The sequence below is a fragment of the Pseudarthrobacter sp. 05T312 genome (assembly GCF_056396685.1).
In genome coordinates this window covers 37,938-62,191 of record NZ_JBFTLY010000013.1, presented here as the reverse complement: position 1 = coordinate 62,191, position 24,254 = coordinate 37,938, and the positions used below count along the sequence as shown (strand labels likewise).

Sequence of the window (24,254 nt, the reverse complement as noted above, 5' to 3'; positions counted from 1 at the left end):
GTCGCCGGCCCCGTCTAAGCCCGGCCCCTGCGGGCCGGAAGTTGAGTGGGCCTCAATGTCCTGTCGGCTGCTCCGCGGCGTCCAGCCGGCCGCTTCGCTTTGCCTCCTTAAGTAAATCCCGCGGCGGCCTTCCGTACACGAGTAGGCAGTACTCGAATCCACCGGACAGTACTACCGGGGCGCCCTGCGGCTACGCGCCGGTCCTTGTTGGCGCGGGATCGCTTAGGGCAGCACTGGGTGACTGTCCCGGGAACGCCGGAGGCGGCGCGGAGCAGCGGTTGGGCGGGGCGGATTCAACCCGGCCGGGACATTACTTGGGCAGGGCCGACTTAACCGGCCGGGACATTACTTGGGCAGGGCCGACTTAACCGGCCGGGACATTACTTGGGCAGGGCCGGCTTAGCCCGGCCGGGATTTTACTTGGGCAGGGCCGACTCGAGCTCGTCGCGGCTCCGGACCCCAAGCTTGACGTAGGTCCGGTAGAGGTGGCCTTCCACCGTCCGGACGGAGACCATGAGCCGCTGGGCGATCTCCCGGTCGGTCAGGCCCTGCACCGCCAGCTCCACGATGTCCTGCTCACGCCGGGTCAGGCGGACGGCGGGCGCCGCAGCAATGAAGCGGCCTTCCCGGAACCGCTCACCCAGTTCGTGGTCGCACTTCTCCCGCTGGGCAACGGCCTGCCTGGAGCGGCGTCGTTCTCCGGCCTGCTCCAAAACGGTGCTGGCACGGGCATAGGCTTCCCGGGCCAGGTTCACAAAGCCTGCCTCCTCCAGCGAGGCAGCCGTTGCCATGAGGGTATCGCCGTCTGCAGCCTCCCAGGCGGTGGCCAGGGTCAGCAGGGCTTCCGCCCACCGGCCTTCCACGCCACGGGCGGCTGACTGCACCATGGGCACCACCGAGGGATCCCCCAGGTCCCAGCACATGGCCAGGACTTCGAGCAGGTTGCCGGTGCGCGCGGAAGCCTCCGTGGTGGTCATCAGGGTCTGCAGTGCGGCCAGCCCCTTGCCGTCACGGGCAAGGTACTCGGCGGCGGCTGCCACGTAGGCTTCGGCGAGGAGATCGTGGGCGGGCCAGCCGGCTGCGGCGTCTTTGTGGTCCTGTTCCAGCCGCCGGGCCTGTTCGGCATCCCCAAGCCGGGCCGCTGAATAGAAGCCCAGTGCGGTACCAAACCGGTACAGCTGCAGGGGGTCGTTGAGCCTCAGCGCCTCCACGGCCGGCAGCAGGACCTGGTAGGCGCGCTCCATCCTCCCCTGGCGGAGCAGCGAATAGCCCTGGAGCAGCTGCAGGCTCCCGTTGAAGGTTGCTGCGCCCGGGCTGTTGGCCGCGGCGTAATGGTTGATCTCCCGCTCCGCCGACTCCCATTCGCCCAGGGCCAGGTAGTCGGAGACGAGCCTCCCGAGCACGAATTCAGGGAAGAAGAACAGGCTGCCTTCCAGCGGTGGCAGCTCCGAGGCTGCCAGCAGGGCGGCTTCGAGCCCCTCCACCGGACGCCCTGCGGAGGCAAGGGCATGGGCAAGGAGCCCCTCTGCCAAGGCCCGCAGCGGTTCCCCACCTGTTCCGGTGCGGCGCTTCCGCATCCCGTTGACGGCGTCCTCCAAAGCCTGGACATTCACGTCGGCGCCGAGTTGCAGGAGGTGCAGGAGCTCTTCCTGCCAGTTGTCTTCCCGGCCGGACAATGCTGAGTGTTTTTCGACGTCCGCTGCCACAACACCCACGGGACGGCCAGTGGCCTGGTGTGCCGAGACCCTGAGCATCAGGACGGCCGGTCCCTCGGTGTCCTCTGCCAACGGGAGCCAGCAAGCGTCCAGCAGAGCCGCTGCGTCCGCATAGGCGCCCTCGTTGTACAGCGCCCGGGCCTGTATGGCCTGGGCCAGCGGAACCAGCGGGGGGTGGTGGATGCGGGCGGCAATGGAACGCGCACTGTGGTTGCGGAACCGCAGCAGGGCCTCTTTCGCTGCCGCAAGCATTTCTTCGTCGCTCACCCGGATGCCACACTCCAGGGCCCATTCCACCGACCGCAGCCGGCCCTCCCCCTGCAGCAGGGTGGGGTTCTGGTGGGCCTTGACCTTTTCGAGCAGCTGGAGGCTGCGGGAGACGGAGACGGTGTTCCGGATGGCCCCGGCGAAAAGCCCGTTCCACATGGAAAGTTCAGCGGGGATACCGGGGGTTTCCACGATCATCTGCTGGTCCAGCAGGGAACGGACCACTGCTGCCCCGCTGATGTCCTCGATGACCTTTCGGCCCACCGGCCCGGCCAGGGCAATGAGCTTCAGGGCTTCCTGTTCCTCGGGCCCCCGCCGGAGATGGTCTTTGGCCACTACGGCCGCGAGCCGGGCACCGTCCGCGGGCAGTGCACCCAGCAGCATCCAGATTCCGTTGCTCTTGGCCAGCACGCCTGCTTCAGCGGCGTCATGGAGCAGGGCATCAAGCAACCGGGGGTTTCCCCCGGAAGCATTCCAGATGGCATCCACGGTGGCACCAGGCACTGTCCCGTCAAGGATGTGGGCCAGGACTTCTTCGATCTGTTCATGGTTGAGGGGACGGAGGTCCACGCGCTCGGCCAGGCCGTCGTACCAAAGCTGGTCCAGCGGCTGCGGCAGGCCCGGACGCGGACGGGCGGCGGCCACCACCGTTGCCCAACCAGCCGAAATCACCTCGGCGAGAACGCCCGCGGAGGCGTCATCCAGGTGGTGGGCGTCATCCACCGCCAGCAGGACCGGCGAGCTGCCGGCACCCTTGAGCTTCTCGAAATAGGACCACATGGAGCGGAGCACTGCCACGGGTGATACCGACTCTTCAGCGGTGAGGTCCCCCGTATAAGGGGTCAGGACCCCGAACGGCACCCCGGCCAGGGCAGAACTGGCATGGATGCGGAGGATGCTCATGGTCCCTGCGAGCCGCTCCGTTACGGCATCCGTTACGGCCGACTTTCCGATGCCCGGGCCGGCCATGATGAACACGGCCTGGTGGGTGCCGTTCCGGACCAGGTTGCAGATCCGCTCCACCGGCTCCCGGCGGCCGGTAAGGAGCCGGTGCGCAGCCGCCGGCTTGTGCCCGTTAGACGAGTCCAGTCAGATCACCCCTTGAAGTCACGCCCAGCTTAGTGAAGACCTGGTACAAATGGCCTTCCACGGTGCGGACCGACACGCCCATTTCCATGGCGATGTCACGGTTCGATGCACCGCGGCCGGCCATTCGGGCAATTTGCCGTTCCCGGCTGGTCAACAGCGGGCTCCCGCTGCTGGGCACGATGGGCAGGTTGGAGACGGTGGCGGCCAGGATGTCCAGCCGGGCCTGGGCGGTCCTTGCCGAGAGGGCGTCCCCGTCCTGGCGGGCGAAATCAACCGCCAACGCCATGCACCGGGCTTCAACGGCGTCCAGCTCCAGTGTCGCTGCGAGCTCGCCGCCGGCAAGGAGTGTCTTGGCGTCCTTCGTCCTGCTCCCGAGGGCGATCAGCCGTGAAACTTCGGCCAGCGGACCCTGCCGATGGCCTGCGATGTCCTCCAGGAGGCGGAAGTCGGTATCGCTGCCGTTCACGGTTGCGGCCAGCAGGTACATGCCGCCCAGGGTGTGCCTGCCTGCTTCGAGGTTGCGGCGGGCACCCTGTTTCAGTCCCGCCACGGCCTCGGAGTCGCCCAGCCAGCGGCCGGCGACGAGGGCACAGAACTCGATGATGCTCTCCGCTGCGAACCCTGCCTTGCCGGATGTCCTTTGCAGCTTAGCCAGGTACTTGCGGGCAAAGGCGGCGTTCCCGGTCTGCGCGTAGGCCAAGGCCGTGGCGGCGTACGCCGTCCGCAGGGCCGCCTGGACTGGCTGCAGTTCCAGCTGCGCAGCGGCGGAGATCAGGGGTTCAAGGGCCGCCTCGCCCCGACCCGAGAAAGCGAAGGCCACTCCGGCCGCGAGTTCGGTGGCGGCGCTCCGGTACGGCAGCCGGTGGGGCTGACCAGTACTGAAGGGGCTGAGGAGGTCGATGCAGCGCCGCCACTGGCCCGCCACCAGCAGCACGAAGTAGGCCTCCCTGGTGTAGCGCTCACGGAGCCCAACGATGTGCGAGGCGTCGGTGAGCTGCCCGCCGAGTTGGCGCATGAGGCTCAGTGCGTCCATCTCCCGCCCGGTCAGCGCCAGGGCGCTCATCAGCGTGATGGCGGACTGGAACCGGAACGCGGTGTCCGGGTTGGCCTCGGGATCGGCCGCCTGTTCCAGTGCCGGAATCATGGCAGCGTAATTGCCGGTGTGGGCCTGGTATTCGAATTCGCTCAAGGAGATGCGGTTGGCCGCAACGGCTGCGGGTGCAGGCCAGACCGGAGGCTGCGCCGTCCTGTCCAGCCATTCCCTGGCGGTGGCCAGGAGTTCGGGGACCTTGCCCTCGTGCTCAGGGAGGTACCGCATCACCCGCGCCTTGGCGGCCATTACCTGGGCATACTCTTCGGGATCGAGGGCATCGAGCTCGGGCCGGGAAATACTTTGCAGGGCTGACAAGGCCTGGTCCGGCATGTCCAGCTGCAGGTATGCCGCGGCCTTTTGGCGCTGCGCCGACGCCCATCCGGCATCGGTGCGCCGCAGCATGTCCGCATAGGTCAGGGCGAACCGGGGGTCGAAAAGCTGGACTGCAGCCTCGGCAGCCGCCAACGCCAGCGCGGGAGCCAGTTCGGCCTCGCACTCATGGGTCCAGGCGGCGAAGGACATCAGTTCATCCACCGTCATGATTGCCGGGTCCGGCTCCCTGCCGCCCAGGAGTACGTTGCGAAGCTCGCGCCGCCGGGAGATGCTCAGCCAGGTCCTGACAACATCCCCGATGTATTTCTCGCGCAGCGACACCCAGCGGTTCTCGGAGTCGTCGATCTCGAGCAGCGCGCCGTCCTCCATGTCCGCAACCACGTCCGCGCCGTAGATCGCGGTGAGGCTGGACAACTCCACGCGCCGGGCGCAGGAGAGCATTTCGATGACCTCGCGGGTCTCGGGAGTTTCCCGCGACCAGCGGGAGCGGACGATGTCATCAAGGCTGGCGGCGCCGTCGAGCACCACCTTGTCCCGCAGCGTCCAGACCGAATCGGAGAGGACCAGGTTTCCGGAGAGCTGCTGTTCGGTGACAAGGGCTTTGAGCAGCAGTGGATTTCCGCCCACCATCTGGTGGTAGGTGCTGACCAGGGAGGAAGCGACCCGGTGGCCCAGCAGGGACAGCAGCACCTGCCTGGTTTGCAGCTCGTTGAGGTTGCTGAGCCGTACTTCGGTCAGCTTCCGGTCCGTAAGGAGCCAGTGGAAATCAGCCGGAAGGTCGCTGGAGTTTGGGGCGACGGCAACGATCTTCGCCGTGCCGGTCAGCAGGACGTTCAGCAGCACGCCCGCGCTCATGTCGTCGATGCAGGCGGAGGTGTCCAGCGTAATAACGCATGGCCTGCCGGCGGCGTCGCTGCGGATCAACGAGGTGATGCCCCGGAGGATGGCGGTGGGCGAGCCCATGTAGGCCTGCGGGAGCCGGGCCAGCAGGAATGAGAGGCAACCGTACGGGGTGGCGGATCCCGAAGGCCCACTCCGGAGCTGCAGGGACCAGATATCCGGGCCGAGGTCCGCCACGGCGGCGCGGGCAAGGGAGGACTTGCCCACTCCCCTGGGACCGGTGATCACCACTCCCAAGGAGTTTTCGCTGGTCAGGGCGGTGCGGACGGCGTCGAGGTTGGCGCTTCGTGCAGGCATGGACCATTGCTGGCCCTCCGGTGCCCCGGAGGATGGCGTGGGCAGCCCGTCACCTTGCGGCGTTGACCCACGTCCCCAGCTGAGTGGCTCGATTGACATGAACTTTTCCCCTACATCCTGCAATAGCGGGATGTAGCCCCATTGCTCCCCCGCATAGGAAGAAGAGTACCCCGTGCCACAGACAGGGAAACAGGGCCAGAGGGAACTTTTACGATTCCGGCTGGCGTATTTCCGTTTTGGCAGGGTGGAACTTCTGCTGCGCCGCCGTGAGTCCCTCCCGGAGCAGGGACTCTACGGCGTCGGCGGCATCGTCCAGCAGGAAAGGTAATTCCTTGTGTTCCGCGGTGCCGAAGTCGCGAAGGACAAAGTCGGCGGTGTCCATCCGTCCGGGCGGCCGTCCCACCCCGACGCGGACCCGCAGGTAGTCCTTGGTGCCGAGTGCCTTGGAGATGTCCCGCAACCCGTTATGGCCGCCTTCCCCGCCACCGAGCTTGAGTTTGACCGTGTTGAAGGGGATGTCGATTTCGTCATGCACCGCGACGACGTGGTCCGCGGGGATGCCGTAGAAGTTGGCCAGGGCCGAGACGGGGCCTCCGGATACGTTCATGTAGCTCATCGGCTTCGCCAGGACCACCCTGGGGCCGCCGATGCCAAGCCGGCCTTCGAGGACCTGGGCGCGGGCTTTATGGGTTTTGAAGCCGGACCCAATGCGGCCGGCGAGTTCATCGAGCACCATCTGGCCCACGTTGTGCCTGTTGCCTTGGTACTGCGTGCCGGGGTTGCCGAGGCCAACGATCAGCCAGGTGTCAGTCATGGATTCAATCCTAGGGGGATGGCGTGGACAGGATGGCAGCGTCCGGAAGGACGCCCGCCTGCGGACATGGCAGTGGCCGGGCCCCTCGGGGGTCCGGCCACTGCGGGAACTGCGGAGTGGTTACTCTGCTGCGGCTTCTTCTGCTGCGGGAGCTTCCTCTGCTGCGCCCTCGGCGGCAGCTTCGGTTTCAGTTTCCTCGGCGATTTCGACGGCCTCGGAGATGTTCACCACGAGTGCCTCGGCGTCCGTCAGGAGGACGGTGCCCTTGGGCAGGACCAGGTCGGAGGCGTGGATGTGCTCGCCGGCGGCGCGGCCTTCAACACTGACCACGACGGCGGTGGGCAGGTGGGTTGCCTCGGCCTCGAGGGACACGACGGTCAGTTCCAGGTTGTGGACGGTGCCGGGGGCGGTTTCGCCTTCAACGTGGACCGGAACGTCAACCGTGACCTTTTCGCCCTGGCGGACGGTCAGGAGGTCGATGTGCTCGATGATCTGCTTTACGGGATCGCGCTGGATGTCCTTGACCAGGGCCAGGTGGCCTTCGCCGTTGATGTCCAGGGACAGCAGGGCGTTGGCGGTGCGGACCGCGAGGGTGGTGGCCTTGGCCGGGAGGGTGACGTGGATGGGCTCTGCGCCGTGGCCGTAGATGACGGCGGGGATCAGGTTGGCCATCCGGGCGCGGCGGGCGTAGCCCTTGCCGAATTCGGTGCGCAGTTCTGCTGCGAGCTTCTGCTCAGACATGGAAATCTCCTTGAAGACTAAACGGTGTTCAGCAAGGGCGGAGGTCTGGTGTGACCTTCAACGCCGGGCGGCCCGGAGGCGGCCCTTCAAGAAGGCGGTCCCTGCAAAAGGACCTGCAGACCCAGTCGATAACGGAGGCTATGCCCTCCCTCGCCAAGGTATCGCCTAAAAGCCTACCAGTGGGGGGACCATTTCCTTTAATCCGCACCGCCCCTGAGCTCGCAAGCTCAGGGGGCGGTGGGGCGCAGAGCCAGCCGGCTCCTGCCGGCGGGGTCCCGTCAAGTACTGTCCTAGGCCTTGCCGTCGAAGAGGCTGGTGACGGAACCGTCGTCGAACACTTCGCGGATGGCCCTGGCAATCAAAGGCGCGATGGAAAGCACCGTGAGCTGCGGGAAACGCTGGGACGAATTGAGCGGCAGCGTGTTGGTGACCACCACTTCGCGCGCGCCGGACTCGGAGAGGCGCCGGGCCGCGGGGTCGGAGAAGACAGCGTGGGTGGCCGCGATGATGACATCCTTGGCGCCGGCGTTCTTCAGGACGGTGACGGCGCCGGAGATGGTTCCGCCGGTGTCGATCATGTCGTCGATCAGGACGCAGGTGCGGCCCTCGATCTGGCCCACGACGGTCTTGGAAACGGCCTGGTTGGGGACGGTGAGGTCGCGGCTCTTGTGGACGAAGGCCAAGGGCGCGCCGCCCAGCCGTTCGGCCCACTGTTCGGCGACGCGGACGCGGCCGGTGTCCGGCGACACCACGGTGATGTTGTCCGAACCCACGCGGGTCCGGATGTAGTCGGCCAGCAGCGGGATGGCCATCAGGTGGTCAACCGGGCCGTCGAAGAAGCCCTGGATCTGGGAGGTGTGCAGGTCCACGCTCATGATGCGGTCCGCACCGGCGGTCTTGTAGAGGTCCGCCACCAGCCGCGCGGAGATCGGCTCGCGGCCGCGGCCCTTCTTGTCCTGGCGGGCATAGGGGTAGAACGGCGAAACGACGGTGATCCGCTTGGCGGAGGCCCGCTTCAGCGAATCGATCATGATCAGCTGTTCCATGAGGTGGTTGTTCAGCGGTGCGGGGTGGGCCTGGATCACGAAGGCATCGGTACCGCGGACGCTTTCACCGGCCCGGACGTAGATCTCACCGTTGGCGAAGTCGTAGGCATCCAGCGGGAGGAGTTCGGTGCCGAGCTCCTTGGCGATTTCCCTTGCCAGCTCAGGGTGTGCCCGCCCGGAGGCGAGCACCAGCTTCTTCTCGCCGTGCGCCGTAATTTCGCTCATTGTTACTTGCCCTCTTCTGTAGATGCCGGGGTACTTGAGGAGTCAGGGGTGGCCGCCTGGGCCAGTTCGGCGGACCGGGTCCCCGGGCGGTGCGCCGGGACCCAGCCTTCAGTGTTGCGCTGGGCGGCGATGCTCAGCGCCAAGGCACCGGCCGGTACGTCCTTGCGGATCACCGCGCCGGCGCCGCTGTAGGCGCCGTCCCCCACGGTGACCGGGGCAACAAAGACCGTGTTGGAGCCTGTCCGGACGCCCGAGCCGATCACCGTGCGGTGCTTCTTCTCGCCGTCGTAATTGGCTGTGATGTTGCCGCAGCCGATGTTGGTGTCCTCGCCGATTTCGGCGTCCCCGGCATATCCCAGGTGGGACAGCTTGGAGCCGCGGCCGATGGTGACGTTCTTGGTTTCGTAGAAGGCGCCGATCTTTCCTTTTTCACCCAGGACGGTGCCAGGGCGAAGGTAGGTGAAGGGGCCGACGGCGGCGCGCGGCCCGATCACCGAGCCGGAGCCGTGGGTGCGGACCACCGTGGCACCCTCGCCGACTTCGACGTCGGTCAGGGTGGTGTCGGGGCCCACGACGGCGTCCCTGGCCACCGTAGTGGTGCCGTGCAGCTGGGTGTTGGGCAGGAGCCGGACGTCCTCGTCGAGGGTGACTGACGCGTCGATCCACGTGGTGGCCGGGTCCACCACGGTCACGCCGGCACGCATCCATGCTTCCACGGTGCGGCGGTTCAGCTCGGCACCGAGGGCTGCGAGCTGGACGCGGTCGTTGGCGCCTTCCACCTGCCAGCGGTCAGCGGTGACGACGGCGGCAACGCGGCCGCCTGCCTCGCGTGCGAGTCCCAGCACGTCGGTGAGGTATTTCTCCCCCTGGGCGTTGTCGGTGGTCACCTTGGCCAGCGCCTCGCGGAGCACGGCGGCGTCGAAGGCGTAGATCCCGGAATTGACTTCCCGGATCAGCTTTTCGGACTCGGAGGCGTCCTTGTGTTCGCGGATGCCGGTGACGGAGCCGTCCTCACCGCGAAGGATGCGGCCGTAGCCGGCGGCGTCGTCCAGGACGGCCGTGAGGACCGTGACGGCGTTGCCTTCGCGTTCGTGGGTGGCAACGAGTTCCTTCAGCAGGTCGCCGGACAGCAGGGGCACGTCACCGTAGGTGACCACCACGGTTCCAGCCAGGTCCTCATCCGCGTGCAGGGCATGCAGGGCGGCTTCCACGGCGCGGCCGGTGCCGGGCACGTCGTCCTGGTCCACAATGACGGCGTCGGGGTCGAGGGCCGATACATGGCCGGCCACCAGGTCGCGTTCATGGCGCACCACAATCGCAAGGCGCTGGGGGGCGATGCTGCGGGCCGCGCGGAGGGCGTGGCCCACCATGGACAGGCCGCCGATTTCGTGCAGGATCTTGGGGGTACGCGATTTCATCCGGGTACCGGCGCCTGCTGCCAGAACAATTACAGCGGCCGGGCCGGCATTCTCGGGGATCACGTACGGGCTCTCCTTGCTTCGTTGTGCTGGCGCTTGGCGGAACCCCGCGGGCCAAGCCGCCGGGCACCGGGTGCCATCCTCATGATCGCGCCCCGCGCAGCAGTTCCGCCCATAGGATTCGAACCTATACTCCACGGCTCCAAAGGCCGGGGTGCTGCCGTTACACCAGAGCGGACCGTGCCGGAAGACTCAAGCTCCGGGCACAAGTCCCTATTTTGCCACGGGTTCAGGGCCCTGCGCGACACAGGGCGTCCGGCTGCCGTCCGTCCCGCTGAATCCTGCCGCCGGCGGTGGGGCATGATGGGAAGGTGAGCAACAACCTTCCGCGGATGCGGATGACTGGCCTGCAGCGCCGAAGCCAGCTGATCGACGTCGGCCGCGGCCTTTTCGCCGCCCGGGGGCTGGACGGAACCACCATCGAGGAAATCGCTGCCTGCGCTGGTGTGTCCAAACCGGTCATCTACGAACACTTCGGTTCCAAGGAAGGGCTCTACACCGAAGTGGTGGACTGCGAATTCCACATCCTGCTGGATGCCGTCAATGCCGCCCTGACCGAGCAAGCCAAACCCCGCGTCCTCGTTGAGCGGGCGGCCCTGGCCCTGCTCACCTACATCGAGGAACGCACGGAGGGCTTCCGTATCCTGATGCGCGACGCTCCCCCGTCCCAGCCTGAGGGCGCGTTCTCCACCCTGCTCTCCCACGTCACCGCCCGCGTGGAGCACATCCTCTCCGACGAGTTTTCCCGCCGCGGCCTCAGCGGCGAGGACGGAGCCATGTACGCCCAGATGCTCGTGGGCATGGTGGCCATGACCGGCCAGTGGTGGCAGGACAGCCGCCAGCCCGACAAGCAGACCGTGGCCGCGCACCTGGTCAACCTGGCCTGGAACGGCCTGACCGGGCTCAAGAAGGACCCTGAGCTGCAGTCAGAGGGGTGAGTTGTCACCTTCGTGAGCGGGGCACCTGCGTCCGGTCCGGGTCCGCGGCACAGGAGCCCTTCGCCGTCGCTTAGACACAACGCATAGGGGCACCTGCGGTCGCTGGGCGACCTACGGCGCCCGATGCGCCGCGATGCGCGACTACACGAAGGCCTTCTGCACCGCTGGTGCCCGCGTCGCCTTTGTCAGTCGCCGAGGAGTTCGGAGGCTTCCAGCCACTCCATTTCCAGGGCGTCTTTTTCGTCGGTGAGGTTCTTGAGCTGTTTGTTCTGGTCGGCGAGCTTGTCGAAGTCGCCGGCCTCGGTGGTCTTCAGCATCAGGTCATGAAGCTTCTTTTCCTCCTGGTCCAGCTTCTTGATTTGCCGCTCGATCCTGTTGAGGGCCTTGCGGGCCTCGCGCTTCTCGGCCTCGGAGGGTCCGTTGCCAGCGCCACCGCCGGCCTGTGCCTGGCCTGCGCTGGTGACCGGGTTTCCGCCGCCTGTCACTGTTGAGCCGGCCAGTGCTGCTTCGCGCAGTTCGAGGTACTGGTCCACGCCCCCGGGCAGTCCGCGCAGCTTGCCGTCGCCGAGCAGTGCCATCTGGTGGTCGGTCACCCGTTCAAGCAGGTAGCGGTCGTGGCTGACCACCACCAGGGTGCCCGGCCAGCCGTCCAGGACGTCCTCAACGGCGGCGAGGGTGTCGGTGTCGAGGTCGTTGGTGGGCTCATCGAGCATCAGCACGTTGGGTTCGCCCACCAGCAGCCGGAGGAGCTGCAGGCGGCGCCGCTCACCGCCGGAGAGGTCGCGCACGGGTGTCCACTGTTTCTGGTTGGTGAATCCGAGCTGCTCCACCAGCTGGCCGGCCGTGAATTCCTTGCCACCCACGTTGAACGAACGCTTTTCCCGCTCGATGACCTCGATGACGCGCAGGTCAGCGACGTCGTCGAGCTCCTTGACTTCCTGGGTGAGCACGGCGGTGACAACCGTTTTGCCCTGCTTGCGCTTGCCGGCGTCGGGCGTGATCTCGCCGTTGAGCAGCTTGAGGAGGGTGGTCTTGCCCGCGCCGTTGACGCCCACCAGGCCCAGGCGCTCCCCCGGGGCCAGGCGCAGGGTGACGTTGTCGAAGAGCTTCCTGCCGTCGTCGCCCTGGAAGTTCAGGGACACGTTCTCGAGGTCCAGGACGTCCTTGCCCTGGCGGGCGGTGGCCATCTTGCTCAGCGCCATCGAGTCGCGCGGAGCCGGGACGTCCGCGATGAGCGCGTTGGCTGCCTCGATCCGGAACTTCGGCTTTGCGGTGCGGGCGGGGGCGCCGCGCCGCAGCCAGGCGAGCTCCTTCTTGACCAGCTGCTGGCGCTTGCCTTCCACCACGGATGCCATCCGGTCGCGTTCGGCCCGCGCCAGCACATAGGCGGCGTAACCGCCTTCAAAGGGGTCCACGATCCCGTCGTGCACTTCCCAGGTCTTGGTGCAGACTTCGTCGAGGAACCACCGGTCGTGGGTGACTACGAGGAAGGCGCCCTGGTTGGCCCGCCAGCGCGTCTTCAGGTGCCGGGCCAGCCAGGCCACCCCTTCGACGTCGAGGTGGTTGGTGGGCTCGTCCAGCATGATGACGTCGTGGTCCTCGATGAGCAGCTTGGCCAGGGCCACGCGGCGCTTCTGGCCGCCGGAAAGGGCGTGGACGTTGGCGTGCCAGTCGACGTCGGACACCAGGCCGCCCATGATTTCCCGGATGCGGGGGTTGCGGGCCCATTCGTAGTCCGCCTGGTCCCCCACGATCGCCGCACCCACCGTCAGGTCGCCGTCGAGCACGTCGCTCTGGTCCAGGTACCCCACGTTGACGTCGCCGCGTTTGGTGACCCGGCCGGAGTCCGGGGTGGAACGCAGGGACAGCAGGCGCATCAGGGTGGACTTGCCGTCACCGTTGCGGCCCACCATGCCGATCCGGTCCCCTTCCTCCAGTCCCAGGGTGATGCCGTCCAGGACGGTGCGGGTTGCGTAGGAAACCGTGAGGTTTTCGCCGCCAAGAAGGTGTGCCAAAGGGAACTGCTTTCTGCTGCCGGACTGGAAGTGTTAGAGGAGGGTGTCGGAGATGATTCGTGCGCCCGGGACGGGGCCGTGGACGGCGAGTGCTGTCAGGCCGTAGCGCTGCAGGTCCTCTGCGAGGGCAGCGGCTGCCACGGAGTCTTCGGCCAGCAAAGCCACGGTGGGGCCGGATCCGGAGACCATGCCTGCAATGGCGCCATGGGATTCACCGATTCCCAGCGTATCGCGCAGCGCAGGCGAGAGTTCAATGGAGGCACGCTGCAGGTCGTTCACCAGTACACGGCCCAGGGACTCGGCGTCGCCGCCGCGCAGCGCCGCGAGGATCTGTGGATCAACCCCGGCGGGTTCTTCGGCGTCGATTCCCCCGGCGCCGCGCAGGCGGTCCAGGGTCCGGTACACCTCGGGCGTGGAGAGGCCGTAGTCTGCCACCACCAGCACCCAGTGGGTTTGCGCCTTGGCCAGGGCCGGAGACAGTTCGTCGCCCAGGCCGAGGCCGACGGCGGTTCCGCCCAGGAGCGAGAACGGGACGTCTGCGCCCAGTTCCGCTGCGAGGTGTGCCAGTTCCTCACGGGACAGTCCGCTGTTCCAGAGGGCGTCGCAGGCCAGGAGGGTGGCTGCGGCGTCGGCGGAACCACCGCCCATGCCGCCGGCCACCGGTACCCGTTTGGTGATCTCCAGGTGCACGCCGGTGGCGTGTTCGGAAACGTCGGCCATGATGGCGGCCGCCTTGTAGGCCAGGTTGCTGCCGTCCAGGGGGATGTCGACGTCGTCGAGGTCCAGGGTGCTTTCCGGGCTGAGGCTGATGGTGATGCCGGGGGCAGCGGTACTGGTGGCGGCCACTTCCTCATACAGGGACACCGCGAGGTAGACGCTGGCCACCGAGTGGTAGCCGTCCGGCCGCAGCGGCCCCACTGCCAGGGAGACGTTGACCTTGCCGGGTGCCTTGACCCGGACTGTCCTGGCAGCGAAGCGCCCTGCCGCGCTCACGGGCGGTTTTCCCTGGCTTCGGCGATCCGGGCGAATGCTGCAATGTCGATGACTTCGCCGCGCGCGGTGGGATCCACGCCGGCCGCCAGCAGGCAACGCTCGGCTTCCGGCGCTCCCCCGGCCCAGCCGGCCAGTGCGGCACGGAGCGTCTTGCGCCGCTGCGCAAACGCAGCATCCACCACGGCAAACACCTGCTCGCGGGTGGCAGTGGTGGCCGGTGGTTCGCGGCGGGTGAAGGCCACGAGGCCGGAGTGGATTTTCGGGGCCGGCCAAAAGACGTTCATGCCGATCACGCCGGCCTTGCGCATCTGGCTGTACCAGGCGGCCTTGACGGACGGCACGCCGTAGGTCTTGGATCCCGGCCCGGCGGCCAAACGGTCCGCTACCTCGTCCTGCACCATCACCAGGCCGTGCCGCAGGCTGGGGAAATGCTGCAGCAGGTGCAGCACCACGGGAACGGCCACGTTGTACGGCAGGTTGGCCACCAGGGCAGTGGGTTCCACCGGCAGTTCGGTGACTTTCATGGCGTCGGCGTGCACCAGGTGGAATGCGTTGGCGGCGGCCGGCCGCCATTCGTTCACCGTTTCGGGGAGCTTCGCGGCGAGTACAGGGTCGATTTCGACGGCGACGACCGCGGCTGCGGCGTCGAGCAGGCCCAGCGTCAGGGACCCCAGGCCAGGACCGACTTCAAGGACCGTCTCGTCCGGCCCCACGCCCGCGGCCGCAACAATGCGGCGGATCGTATTGCCGTCAATGACAAAGTTCTGGCCCAGGGTCTTGGTGGGCCTGACCCCGATTTCCGCTGCCATCCGGCGAATGTCGGAGGCACCGAACAACGGTGCGGGCACGGCGGGGATCGGTTCAGTCACCTAGGTATCCTATCCCGCGCGGCACGCCGGCCCTTCCGGTTAACGGCGATGGCCGGCCCCGGAGTACCCGGGGCCGGCCATCGCCGTCAGCTGCGCGTTTGTGCCACGCGGATCAGCGGCTGGCCGCCCAGCCGCAGCCCCACGGCGACAGGCCGCGCTGCGCGTAGACGCGGTTGGCGATGTCGATCTGCTGGGCCTTGGTGGCGAGGCTCGCGTTCGGAGCGTAAGCACCGCCGCCGGCGCCGATCCAGGTCTGGATGTCGAACTGCAGGCCGCCGTAGTAGCCGTTGCCGCTGTTGATGCTCCAGTTACCGGTGGACTCGCACTGGGCGATCTTGTCCCACATGGCTTCGTTCATCATGGCCGGTGCTGCCGCGCCGGTGTTGGCACCGGCAGCGGCGGGGGCCGCCGCAGCCTGGACCGCAGGCTTGGCTTTGGTGCCCACGGTGACCTTCTCGGTGACCGGCTGGACTGCGACATTCTCCGACACCAGGGTGCGGGAGGCCTCCCGGCCATCCACGAGCACCAGCTTGAAGGTGCGCTCGATCTTTCCGGCGGATCCGGCCTGGGTCACCTGCTTCTCACCCTTGAGCATGTCTGCGCTCTCGGCGGTGACCGTATCGAAGGGGACGTCCTCGCTGGTAACGGCGGTCTGGCCGGTGTCCACCCTGGAGACCTTGATGACCATGTTGTTCACCACGTTGGCGTTGGCCGGCTGCGAAGACCGGTCGTTGGCGCCGAGGGTCACTCCGGAGTCCTCAAGGACCTTGCCGACCGTAGGGGCGGTGGTGGTGGAGGTGTTGACTTTGCCGTCGGCAACGATGCTGACGGTCTTGGGCGTGGAGATGGAGACGTAGGAACCGGCCGGCGCGAGGGTGGCATCCTTGGGCGCTGACACGGAGGACGCACTTGCCACACCGAGTTCGGTCACCAGGTCCTCGACGTCCTGCGCCGTGGTGTTAACCGTCTTCTCGGCCCCGTCAAGGCTGACCTTGACTTCCTTGGCCTGGTTGATGTTGATGATGGTGCCGTCCTGGACGGTGGCGTCCAGGGAGGGCGAGACGCGGTCGCCGGGCTTCAGGTCCAGGTTGGCGCTCTTGACCACCTGTGCCACTGTTCCACCAAAGGACTGCACGGACGACGCTTGGCCGTCCACGTTGAGCGTGACTGTTTTGTTATTGCCCACGAAGGCTACGAGGCCTGCGACCAGGCCGCAAAGCACCAGCAGCTGGGCGCCAACCTTTATAAAGCTGAACTTGCCGTCCGATGTGAAGAACTTGATCACGATTGCCCGTAACTCTCGGTCCATCCGGGCACGGGGAACGCGCAATAAAATGCCCGGAGCAACCTCGAAAGGAGAGTCCGGGCACCCATGCGCCGCCACACTCCGCGCAGCGGCAAGGCCGATTATTGGTCAAGCCGGACCGGCTGCACGTGGAGTGAAATTACCCGTTGGCCTTCCCCGACCCCGGCTAATAGTTTTCCACTGTAACCGTAGCGTTATAAAGCAGCCAACATTTTTGCATACCAGGTATACAGTCAAGGGTTGAGGTTGAGACTGCGGTCAGGACCAGGATCCGTATGCCCGTGCGGTATTTTCGCTGATTTCGGTGCACAGGACGGCAAGGTCGGAGCCTGTCAATTCTGCCATGGCCCGCACGGTGTAAGGGACCATGTAGCTCGCGTTCGGACGCCCCCGGTGCGGGTGCGGCGTCAGGAACGGGGCGTCCGTTTCCACCATGACTAGCTGCCGGTCAGCGACCGCGAGCGCAGCCCGGAGGTTCGCAGCGTTCTTGAACGTCAGGGTGCCGGCAAAGGACATCCACCAGCCCTGCTCATTGCATGTCCTGGCAAGGTCCTCATCCCCGGAAAAACAATGGAACACCACCCGCTCCGGCGCCCCTTCCTCCCGGAGTACCCGGACGACGTCCGCGTGGGCATCCCGGTCATGGATCTGCAGGGTCAGGTCCAGCCGCTTTGCGATATCGATGTGGCGCCGGAACGAGTACTCCTGGTGCCGCAGCCCCTCGCCTTCCGTGCGGTAGAAGTCCAGCCCGGTTTCGCCGATGGCCCGGATGCGCGGATGCGCGGCCAGCTGTTCGATCTCGGCAAGGGCCGCTTCCAGTTCACCCCGGGCGGCGTAGTGCGGAGCATCGTTAGGATGCAGCGCTACCGCTCCGAGGAGCCGTTCGTCCAGGTCCACCGCTTCCACTGTGAACCGCGAGGACTCCAGGTCGCAGCCAACCTGGACAGCCCCCTGCACCCCGACAGCCGCTGCAGCGTCGAGGGCAGCCTTGATCCCTACCGGCCCCTTTCCTTCCGGGAAGTCCAGGTGGGTGTGGTTGTCCATGACCGGGACCGGCAACGGTTCCGGTGCCGGCGGGAAATCCCTGCGGCGTCCTGCGTCAGGATCGGTGGTTGCCTCTGCGGCAGGCGCCCGGTAGGCGGCGGGAATGGACGAATCGCACATCCAATCAGCCTAGCGGCCCCAGGCTCCCCCATATTTGCCGGAACTCTCTGTCAGGCAGGGCAGTTGTGTTAGTAGTCTGGAACGAACACACGCGCACGCCCACCGAGGGGCGAAGGCAGGCTTGCTGTCACGTCCAGGTGAAACCCGGGCTGAAAGGTTGCCGATGGAACCCCACCGACGCACTGCCAACGATGGAAGCGCACCGAACCTCAACCTGGCCGGCGTCGCCGATCCTGTCAGCCACCTGAACGGCCACAGGCCGGCAGCCATGGAGTCCGGAGCCTTCCACGCAGCCGCGCAACGTATCCTGACCACCGTCAACACGGTCATCGACGGCAAATCCGATGCCGCCAAGCTGGCGCTCACCGTCCTCCTCGCCCAGGGCCACCTGCTGGTGGAGGACGTGCCCGGCGTCGGAAAGACCCTGCTGGCAAAAACCCTGGCCCGAACCATTGACTGCACTGTCAACCGAATCCAGTTCACCCCGGATCTCCTGCCCTCCGACGTCACGGGGGTGTCCATCTACAACCAGGCCTCGAGGCTCTTCGAATTCCGGCCCGGGGCGGTGTTCGCCAACATCGTCATCGGCGACGAAATCAACCGGGCGTCCGCCAAGACCCAGTCCGCCCTCCTCGAGTGCATGGAGGAGCACCAGGTGACGGTGGACGGCACATCCTACAAACTCGATGAGCCGTTCATGGTAGTGGCCACCCAGAACCCCATCGAAATGGAAGGGACGTATCCTCTGCCCGAAGCCCAGCGGGACCGCTTCATGGCCAGGATTTCCATGGGCTACCCGGACAAGGACGCCGAGATCGAGATGCTCGAGACCCACCAGGCGGTCTCGCCGCTGGCGAATGTCTCCCCCGTGGTCACGGCCGCCGATGTCGCCGCCATGATTGCCACCGTCCAGCAGGTGTTCGTGTCGGGTCCCGTGAAGGAATACACGGTGTCACTGGGCAGGGCCACACGGGAGAGCCCGCTGCTGAGGCTCGGTGCGAGCCCCCGGTCCATGCTGCAACTGCTGCGCGCCGCCAAGGCCACGGCAGCCCTGGACGGACGCGATTTTGTCCTCCCGGACGATGTGGCTGACGTGGCGGAGGCCGTCCTGGCGCACCGGATCATTCTTGACCGGAAGGCTGCCGGCGCCGGCGAAACCCCGCACAGCGTCCTGCGGGGCATCCTGTCCCGGCTGCCCGTGCCGCAGGCTGCCGCCGGACAGCCCGACCGGGCCGGGGCCGCCGCCGGCAGCAGGAACCGCTAGGCGAATGCCATGGCCCTCCTGGACAAGCTCCCGCGGCACCTGTTCACCAGGCGCGGGTGGGGCATGCTCGCGGGCGGCGCCTCCGCGCTGGCTGCGGCCCAGGTCATGGGACGCCGTGACCTCCTGACCCTGGCACTGCTGCTGCTTCTGCTGCCCCTTGTCTCCCTCGCGGGCGTCCGCCTCGTCAAACCGCGCTTCCGGGTCTACCGGGAGTTCAACCCCTCACCGGTGGAAACCTCAGCACCCGCCGTGGTTTCCCTCGCGGTGGCCAGGACCGGCCCGGGCAGCGGGCGCGTCGTCATGGACGAGCGGCTCCCGGCCCAGTTCGGCCACCCACCCGCCTTCCGGTTCCCGTCCCGCGCCGCCACCGGCGGCACCAGCCGCTACGAATACCACCTCACCTCCAGGTATCGCGGACAGTTCAGGATCGGACCGGTCACGGCCGAGTTCACCGACCCCTTCGGTCTCTCGCTGCACCGGCGGTCCATTGACGACGGCGACGTCCTCACCGTGACGCCTGCCGCCGTCGTCCTGCCTGCCACAGGATTGGCAGGGGCCCGGGGCAACGACGGCGTGACCGCCACCCGGGTGCGGGCAAACCCCAGCGATGACGACGTGATGACCCGTGAATACCGCCACGGCGACCCGATGCGGAGGGTCCACTGGGCGGCCACGGCCAGGCACGGGGCCCTGATGGTCCGGCAGGAAGAATCCGTGACCACGCCGGAAGCGACCATCATCCTGGACCACCGTTCCGGGGCGTTCGCAGGCGGGCCGGGAACCTCGTCCCCGGGGCTGCGGAGCCACGACGGGCATGCACCGGCCACCAGCGACACGTTCGAATGGTCGGTTGTTGCTGCCATGTCCGTCAGCGCCCACCTGGCAGAACGCAATTACGGCCTTCGCCTCCTGGATGCCGGAGGCGAACCGGCGTTCCTGCACTCGCCGTCGTCCACAGAGCCGGCGGCCGAGGAGTACAACGGCCCGTCCGGCCTGCAGTCAATCGCCGAAAGCCTGGCTGCGATCCACCTCTCCGGCCCGCTCCACCCACGGCGGGACGGCGGGCTCCTGGACAAAAGCGGCCGCGCCGCGGAGCACCGGGCCGCGGGAACGCGGACGCACCCTGGCATCGACCAGGGGCCGCCGGCGTTTGACGACCACTTGATGGACAAGCTCTCCGCGCACCGGATGCGGGGGCCGCTGATTGCAGTGCTGGGCAGGATTACCGGCGAGGAGGCGGCGGCCCTGGCTCCGGCTGCCGCCTATGGCACCGACGCGTTCGCCCTCTTGGCCGTGGAACGTCCCGCGGAGTTCCAGCATGTCCTGGAGGTGCTGCGGCAGGGCGGCTGGCGGGCCGTGGCCGCGGGGCCGAATACCCGGCTTTCTGCAGTGTGGGGCCAGTTCGGCCAGGATCCGGCCCTCCCGGTGGCACCGGCGTCGGAGGTCCGCCGGGGAGCGGGGGTGGCCAAATGACCATGGCACCGGCCCGGCCAACAGGGGCCGGGCAGCAAGCGCACGGCAATCCCGGGGTGCCCGCAGGACGAACGGGCGCGGGCGCCTATCCCTGGGCCATGGCGGCAGCCATCGCGGCGGCAGCCTGCGGAGCTGCGCTGTCCCTGAACGGCGTCCTTCGCGGCTGGAACTGGTACTGGGCCGCCATGACCACGGTGGTGGCGGTGGCCTTCACCATGGCAGCACTACGTTCCGTCCGCGCCCAGCCCCTGCTGGTGACCACCGGCGGGTTCGTGGCCCTGGGCGGTGTGCTGACCCTGACGTTCTTCCGCGGTTCCAGCTTCCTATGGGTCGTCCCCACCGGGGCCACACTGCCGGAACTGGACCGGTTGATCCAGCGCGCTAGCGAAACGGTCCTGGCCGAGACAGCGCCCGTGGCGCCGAACGCCGGAATTGTCATGGTGGTCTGCGCCATACTCGGCCTGGCCGTCATCCTGGTCGATGCCCTCGCAGTGCCGCTGGCCATGCCCGCAGCTTCCGGCGTCGGGCTGCTGGCCCTGCTGGTGGTCCCGGCCATGATCAAACCCCAGAGCGTGGGCGTCGGAAGCTTCGTCGCCACGGCGGCGGGGTACCTGATCATCCTTGCCTGCAGCCAGTGGTTCGCGCCGGACGGCAGGGTGCAGGGCGGATCGGCGCGCAGCCCGGGGCTGATGCGGCGGGCCGCCGTAACCGGCGCCGTGGCCCTGGCCGCCACCCTGGTGTTGCCCCTGGCCATCCCCGGCTTCGACCGTGGCACCTTCCCGCAGGGTTCACGGCTGAACCCATGGGGCGGCTCCACCGGCCTCAACCCGATGATCACCCTGGGCAGCAGCCTGCGCACCCCGGACGGAAGCGGCAGGATCACGTACGCCACCAACTCGCCCGTACCCCTCTACCTGCGCTCGGTGACGGTGGACAATTTCGACGGCGACTCCTGGGGCCCGGATGACCGGACCGGCTCCAGGGTGCCGCTGGACGGCCGGATCGACCCCGGCTATCCGGTCCTCACCGACGAGCAGGTGCGCCTGGTCACCGCCATCGACGCCGGGTCCTTCACCAGCCCGTACCTCCCGGTCCCCTATGCGCCCGAAACCGTCAGCGGCCTCGGCGGACAGTGGACCTGGGATCCTGCCACGCTGAGCATCAAGGCCACTGACACCACCACCCGGCGGCAGGAATACCTGGTGACCTCTGCGGTGCCCAAGCTCACCGCAGCCCTGCTGGCCCAGTCCTCGGGTCCGGCCCGCGGCATCGCCGATGTGTTTACCAGGGTCCCGGGCAACGTGCCGGACATTGTGAAAACCACGGCGCAGAACGTGGCGGGAGGCGCGGGGACCCCCTACCAGAAGGCCATGGCCCTCCAGAAGTACCTCCGGTCCTCCGAGTTCACCTACTCGCTTCAGTCACCGGTGCAGGGCGGCTACGACGGCAACGGGCTCTCCGTCCTGGCCGACTTCCTGCAGCAAAAGAGTGGGTACTGCATCCACTACGCCTCCGCGATGGCGGTGATGGCCAGGCTGGAAGGCATTCCGAGCAGGATTGCCGTGGGTTACGCACCGGGCAGGCTGACGGGGGCCAGCATCACGGTGGCCGGGCAGGGCTCCCTCCCGGAGTACGAGGCCGATGCGCGCGACGCCCATGCCTGGCCCGAACTGTACTTCCAGGGGCTGGGCTGGGTGGCCTTCGAACCGACGCCTTCCCGCGGAGTTGTCCCCGACTACGCCACCGAGGCTTCGGCATCATCCGGTGCCGAGTCCCTGGGCAACAACGACGGACTCATTCCTGACACCGTCCCCGCACCCTCACCGGCTGCCACGGCAACTGCGCAGGCCGTCCCCGGCGCAGGCGGCAGCGGCACCGGCGACGGCGCGCAGTTGATGCCCTGGCTCCTCGGTACCGCCGGAGCCGCCGCCCTGCTGCTCCTGGCCGGAGCCCCGCATATGGTCCGGACCGGCACCCGGTCACGCAGGCTGCACCCCAAACGTCCGGACCTGGCAGTGCCCCTGGCGTGGAGCGAACTGAGGGACCTTGGCACCGATTACGGGCTGCCACCCGGAGAGAGCGAGACGCCGAGGACCTATGCGGCCCGGTTCCGCAGCACGCTGCTGGGCGAGCCCGGCGGCATGGACCGGGACGCCCACGAGGCAGTGGCATCCCTGACCGCGGCCTTCGAACAGCACAGGTACGGCCGTCCCGGCAGTGAAGGTCCAGCCGGTGCGTTGGGCCCGGACCTTGCTGCCGGAGTTGCCGCCGTGGAGGAGTCCCTCCAGGCGAACGCTCCCCGGTCCAGGCGGTGGGCTGCCTCCTGGCTCCCCCGGTCCGTCACGCGCCGCCTGGGGCTGCTGCTGGGGATGCCGTTCAGCGCCGCCGGCCGCGCCATCCGGCGGCTGCCGCGTGCCAGGGCCCAGGTGGGGCCGGCAGCGGACGACGGCGGCAGCAGGTCGCGCGGGGGCTGAACGCAATGTGCCGGCCGGGAAATTTCCCGGCCGGCACATGCAGGTTTCTTGCCGGAATCAGCCGGCGTAAGGGTCAGCGATACCGATGTACTGCGTGTAGAGGTACTCCTCGATGCCTTCCAGGCCGCCTTCACGGCCCAGTCCGGACTGCTTCACTCCACCGAACGGCGCCGCGGCGTTGGAGATGACGCCGGCGTTCAGGCCGAGCATGCCGGTCTCCAGCTTTTCGCCCATCCGGATACCCCGGTTGATGTCCTTGGTGAAGACGTAGGCCACCAGGCCGTATTCGGTGTTGTTGGCCAGGCGGACAGCTTCGTCCTCGCTGCCGAAGGTGATGATCGGGGCCACCGGGCCGAAGATTTCCTCGGACAGGATGCGCGTTCCCTCGGAGACTCCGGACAGGATGGTGGGCTGGTAGAAGTAGCCCGGGCCCTCTACCGGTCCGCCGCCCAGGACGGCCTTGGCGCCGGAAGCGACGGCGTCGGAGACCAGTTCGTGGACCTTGTCCCGGCTCTTGGCGTCGATCAGCGGCCCCACCTTGGATTCGGGCTCAGTGCCGCGGGCGGTGGTCATTTCCTTCATTTTCGCGGCGAACTTCTCCGCGAATTCGGCGGCGACGGACTCGTGGACGATGAACCGGTTGGCAGCGGTGCAGGCCTCGCCCATGTTGCGGAGCTTCGCCGCCATGGCGCCGGTAACGGCGGCGTCCAGGTCGGCGTCCTCGAAGACCAGGAACGGGGCATTGCCGCCGAGCTCCATGGAAGTGCGCAGCACGTTTTCGGAGGCATCGGCCAGCAGGCGGCGTCCAACTTCGGTGGAGCCGGTGAAGGACAGCTTCCGGAGGCGGGAGTCCTTGATCAGGGGTCCGGTGGTAGCTCCGGCCGTGGAGGTGGGAATGACGTTGAGGACACCGGCGGGCAGGCCGGCCTCCTGCATGACGGCGGCGAACAGCTGGGAGGTCAGCGGGGTGAGGTTCGCCGACTTCAGCACCATGGTGCAGCCCGCCGCGACCGCCGGGGCAATCTTGCGGGTGGCCATGGCCAGCGGGAAGTTCCACGGGGTGATCAGCAGGCACGGACCCACCGGTTTCTTGGTCACCAGGAGGCGGGACTTGCCGTCGGGGGAAACGGAGTAACGGCCAAAGGCACGCACTGCTTCCTCGGAGAACCAGCGCAGGAACTCAGCGCCGTAAGTCACCTCGCCGCGTGCTTCGGCCAGCGGCTTGCCCATTTCCAGGGTCATCAGGAGGGCGAAGTCTTCAGCCCGTTCCGTCACCAGGTCGAAGGCCCGGCGGAGGATTTCGCCGCGTTCGCGGGGCGGGACCTTCGCCCAGGACTCCTGGGCTGCCGCGGCAGCATCCAGGGCCGCCGCGCCGTCCTCGGGGCCGGCGTCGGCGATGCTCAACAGCACCTTCCCGGTGGCGGGATCCTCGACGTCGAACGTCTTGCCGGAAGCGGCGTCGCGCCACTCCCCGTTGATGAGCAGCCCGGTGGGAACGGAGGCCAGAAGCCGGGTTTCGCGCTCGGCGGTAACGGCCGGCTGTGCAGTGACAGTCACGATGACTCCCTCGTCGGTAGGGTTTTGGCAGCCCTTCGCCGCGGCCGGAGTGACCGGGATCATGGGGCTGATTAACAGCCAGACTACTGCGGGGCACTGCCATGGTCTACGCCGTTGCGCACTGCGGAATCGCTGCTGCGCTGTGCAGCTGCACAGCGCAGCAGCACAGCGCAGCAGCACGGTTCCGGGAGTGCGCCGGGCGG

At 67.6% G+C, this 24,254-nt stretch carries 16 protein-coding genes and 1 tRNA gene; 4 read left to right on the top strand and 13 right to left on the bottom strand.

The features are described 5' to 3' along the window. Positions 1-416 precede the first annotated feature (416 nt). The 7 genes from AC1DIP_RS15740 to AC1DIP_RS15710 form a co-directional block, all read right to left on the bottom strand. Entirely contained in the window at positions 417-3,005 is a 2,589-nt protein-coding gene (locus AC1DIP_RS15740) for a LuxR C-terminal-related transcriptional regulator (RefSeq protein WP_477734272.1), read from the bottom strand. Positions 3,006-3,057: 52 nt separating this feature from the next. Beyond that, positions 3,058-5,793 (bottom strand): helix-turn-helix transcriptional regulator, encoded by a 2,736-nt coding sequence (locus AC1DIP_RS15735; protein ID WP_477734271.1) that lies wholly within the window; start codon positions 5,791-5,793, stop codon positions 3,058-3,060. Between the two features lie 109 nt (positions 5,794-5,902). After that, positions 5,903-6,508: an aminoacyl-tRNA hydrolase gene (gene pth, locus AC1DIP_RS15730; RefSeq protein ID WP_476210067.1), complete on the bottom strand. Its 606-nt coding sequence runs from the start codon at positions 6,506-6,508 to the stop codon at positions 5,903-5,905. Positions 6,509-6,628: 120 nt separating this feature from the next. Then, positions 6,629-7,249, bottom strand: coding sequence for a 50S ribosomal protein L25/general stress protein Ctc (locus AC1DIP_RS15725; protein ID WP_476210065.1), 621 nt, complete (start codon positions 7,247-7,249; stop codon positions 6,629-6,631). Between the two features lie 290 nt (positions 7,250-7,539). Then, a complete protein-coding gene (locus tag AC1DIP_RS15720; RefSeq protein ID WP_188569849.1) occupies positions 7,540-8,520 on the bottom strand; it encodes a ribose-phosphate diphosphokinase in 981 nt (326 codons plus the stop codon). A gap of 2 nt (positions 8,521-8,522) precedes the next feature. Then, positions 8,523-10,001, bottom strand: a complete 1,479-nt coding sequence (gene glmU, locus AC1DIP_RS15715) for a bifunctional UDP-N-acetylglucosamine diphosphorylase/glucosamine-1-phosphate N-acetyltransferase GlmU (RefSeq protein WP_476210063.1) — start codon at positions 9,999-10,001, stop codon at positions 8,523-8,525. A 103-nt stretch (positions 10,002-10,104) separates the two neighbouring features. Then, positions 10,105-10,176, bottom strand: a tRNA-Gln gene (locus tag AC1DIP_RS15710). Between the two features lie 133 nt (positions 10,177-10,309). Between AC1DIP_RS15710 and AC1DIP_RS15705 the strand changes: the two genes are divergently transcribed. Beyond that, positions 10,310-10,936 carry a TetR family transcriptional regulator gene (locus tag AC1DIP_RS15705; protein ID WP_476210062.1) on the top strand — a complete coding sequence of 209 codons (627 nt, stop codon included), beginning with the start codon at positions 10,310-10,312 and terminating at the stop codon, positions 10,934-10,936. A 185-nt stretch (positions 10,937-11,121) separates the two neighbouring features. Here AC1DIP_RS15705 and AC1DIP_RS15700 read toward each other — a convergent pair whose 3' ends face one another. The 5 genes from AC1DIP_RS15700 to AC1DIP_RS15680 all read right to left on the bottom strand — a co-directional run bounded on the left by AC1DIP_RS15700 (position 11,122) and on the right by AC1DIP_RS15680 (position 17,283). Beyond that, a complete protein-coding gene (locus AC1DIP_RS15700) occupies positions 11,122-12,951 on the bottom strand; it encodes an ATP-binding cassette domain-containing protein (RefSeq protein WP_476210060.1) in 1,830 nt (609 codons plus the stop codon). A 33-nt stretch (positions 12,952-12,984) separates the two neighbouring features. Then, positions 12,985-13,944 carry a 4-(cytidine 5'-diphospho)-2-C-methyl-D-erythritol kinase gene (locus AC1DIP_RS15695; protein ID WP_476210058.1) on the bottom strand — a complete coding sequence of 320 codons (960 nt, stop codon included), beginning with the start codon at positions 13,942-13,944 and terminating at the stop codon, positions 12,985-12,987. After that, entirely contained in the window at positions 13,941-14,813 is an 873-nt protein-coding gene (gene rsmA / locus AC1DIP_RS15690) for a 16S rRNA (adenine(1518)-N(6)/adenine(1519)-N(6))-dimethyltransferase RsmA (protein ID WP_477734270.1), read from the bottom strand. The genes AC1DIP_RS15695 and rsmA overlap by 4 nt, the downstream gene beginning before the upstream one ends. 112 nt (positions 14,814-14,925) lie before the next feature. After that, positions 14,926-16,122, bottom strand: coding sequence for a transglycosylase family protein (locus AC1DIP_RS15685; protein WP_477734269.1), 1,197 nt, complete (start codon positions 16,120-16,122; stop codon positions 14,926-14,928). Positions 16,123-16,377: 255 nt separating this feature from the next. Next, positions 16,378-17,283: a TatD family hydrolase gene (locus tag AC1DIP_RS15680; RefSeq protein WP_477734268.1), complete on the bottom strand. Its 906-nt coding sequence runs from the start codon at positions 17,281-17,283 to the stop codon at positions 16,378-16,380. 163 nt (positions 17,284-17,446) lie between these two features. Here AC1DIP_RS15680 and AC1DIP_RS15675 point away from each other — a divergent pair, with 163 nt between their 5' ends. The 3 genes from AC1DIP_RS15675 to AC1DIP_RS15665 are packed head-to-tail and all read left to right on the top strand — an operon-like array spanning position 17,447 to position 22,494. Next, on the top strand, positions 17,447-18,547 hold the full coding sequence (locus AC1DIP_RS15675) for an AAA family ATPase (RefSeq protein ID WP_477734267.1): 1,101 nt from the start codon (positions 17,447-17,449) through the stop codon (positions 18,545-18,547). A 9-nt stretch (positions 18,548-18,556) separates the two neighbouring features. Continuing rightward, positions 18,557-20,020 (top strand): DUF58 domain-containing protein, encoded by a 1,464-nt coding sequence (locus AC1DIP_RS15670; protein ID WP_477734266.1) that lies wholly within the window; start codon positions 18,557-18,559, stop codon positions 20,018-20,020. Further along, a complete protein-coding gene (locus AC1DIP_RS15665) occupies positions 20,017-22,494 on the top strand; it encodes a transglutaminase TgpA family protein (RefSeq protein WP_477734265.1) in 2,478 nt (825 codons plus the stop codon). Before AC1DIP_RS15670 ends, AC1DIP_RS15665 begins: the two co-directional genes overlap by 4 nt. Positions 22,495-22,551: 57 nt before the next feature. On the opposite strand, the gene AC1DIP_RS15660 is transcribed toward AC1DIP_RS15665, so the two are convergent. Further along, positions 22,552-24,051, bottom strand: a complete 1,500-nt coding sequence (locus AC1DIP_RS15660; RefSeq protein WP_387559850.1) for an NAD-dependent succinate-semialdehyde dehydrogenase — start codon at positions 24,049-24,051, stop codon at positions 22,552-22,554. Between the last annotated feature and the right edge of the window lie 203 nt (positions 24,052-24,254).

Bases quoted from the DNA above. Each gene is read 5' to 3' on its own strand.
- AC1DIP_RS15670 (WP_477734266.1), top strand. From the start codon at position 18,557: ATGGCCCTCCTGGACAAGCTCCCGCGGCACCTGTTCACCAGGCGCGGG.
- AC1DIP_RS15680 (WP_477734268.1), bottom strand. From the start codon at position 17,283: ATGTGCGATTCGTCCATTCCCGCCGCCTACCGGGCGCCTGCCGCAGAG.
- AC1DIP_RS15720 (WP_188569849.1), bottom strand. From the start codon at position 8,520: ATGAGCGAAATTACGGCGCACGGCGAGAAGAAGCTGGTGCTCGCCTCC.
- AC1DIP_RS15725 (WP_476210065.1), bottom strand. From the start codon at position 7,249: ATGTCTGAGCAGAAGCTCGCAGCAGAACTGCGCACCGAATTCGGCAAG.
- AC1DIP_RS15675 (WP_477734267.1), top strand. From the start codon at position 17,447: ATGGAACCCCACCGACGCACTGCCAACGATGGAAGCGCACCGAACCTC.
- AC1DIP_RS15685 (WP_477734269.1), bottom strand. From the start codon at position 16,122: ATGGACCGAGAGTTACGGGCAATCGTGATCAAGTTCTTCACATCGGAC.
- AC1DIP_RS15665 (WP_477734265.1), top strand. From the start codon at position 20,017: ATGACCATGGCACCGGCCCGGCCAACAGGGGCCGGGCAGCAAGCGCAC.
- pth (WP_476210067.1), bottom strand. From the start codon at position 6,508: ATGACTGACACCTGGCTGATCGTTGGCCTCGGCAACCCCGGCACGCAG.
- AC1DIP_RS15735 (WP_477734271.1), bottom strand. From the start codon at position 5,793: ATGTCAATCGAGCCACTCAGCTGGGGACGTGGGTCAACGCCGCAAGGT.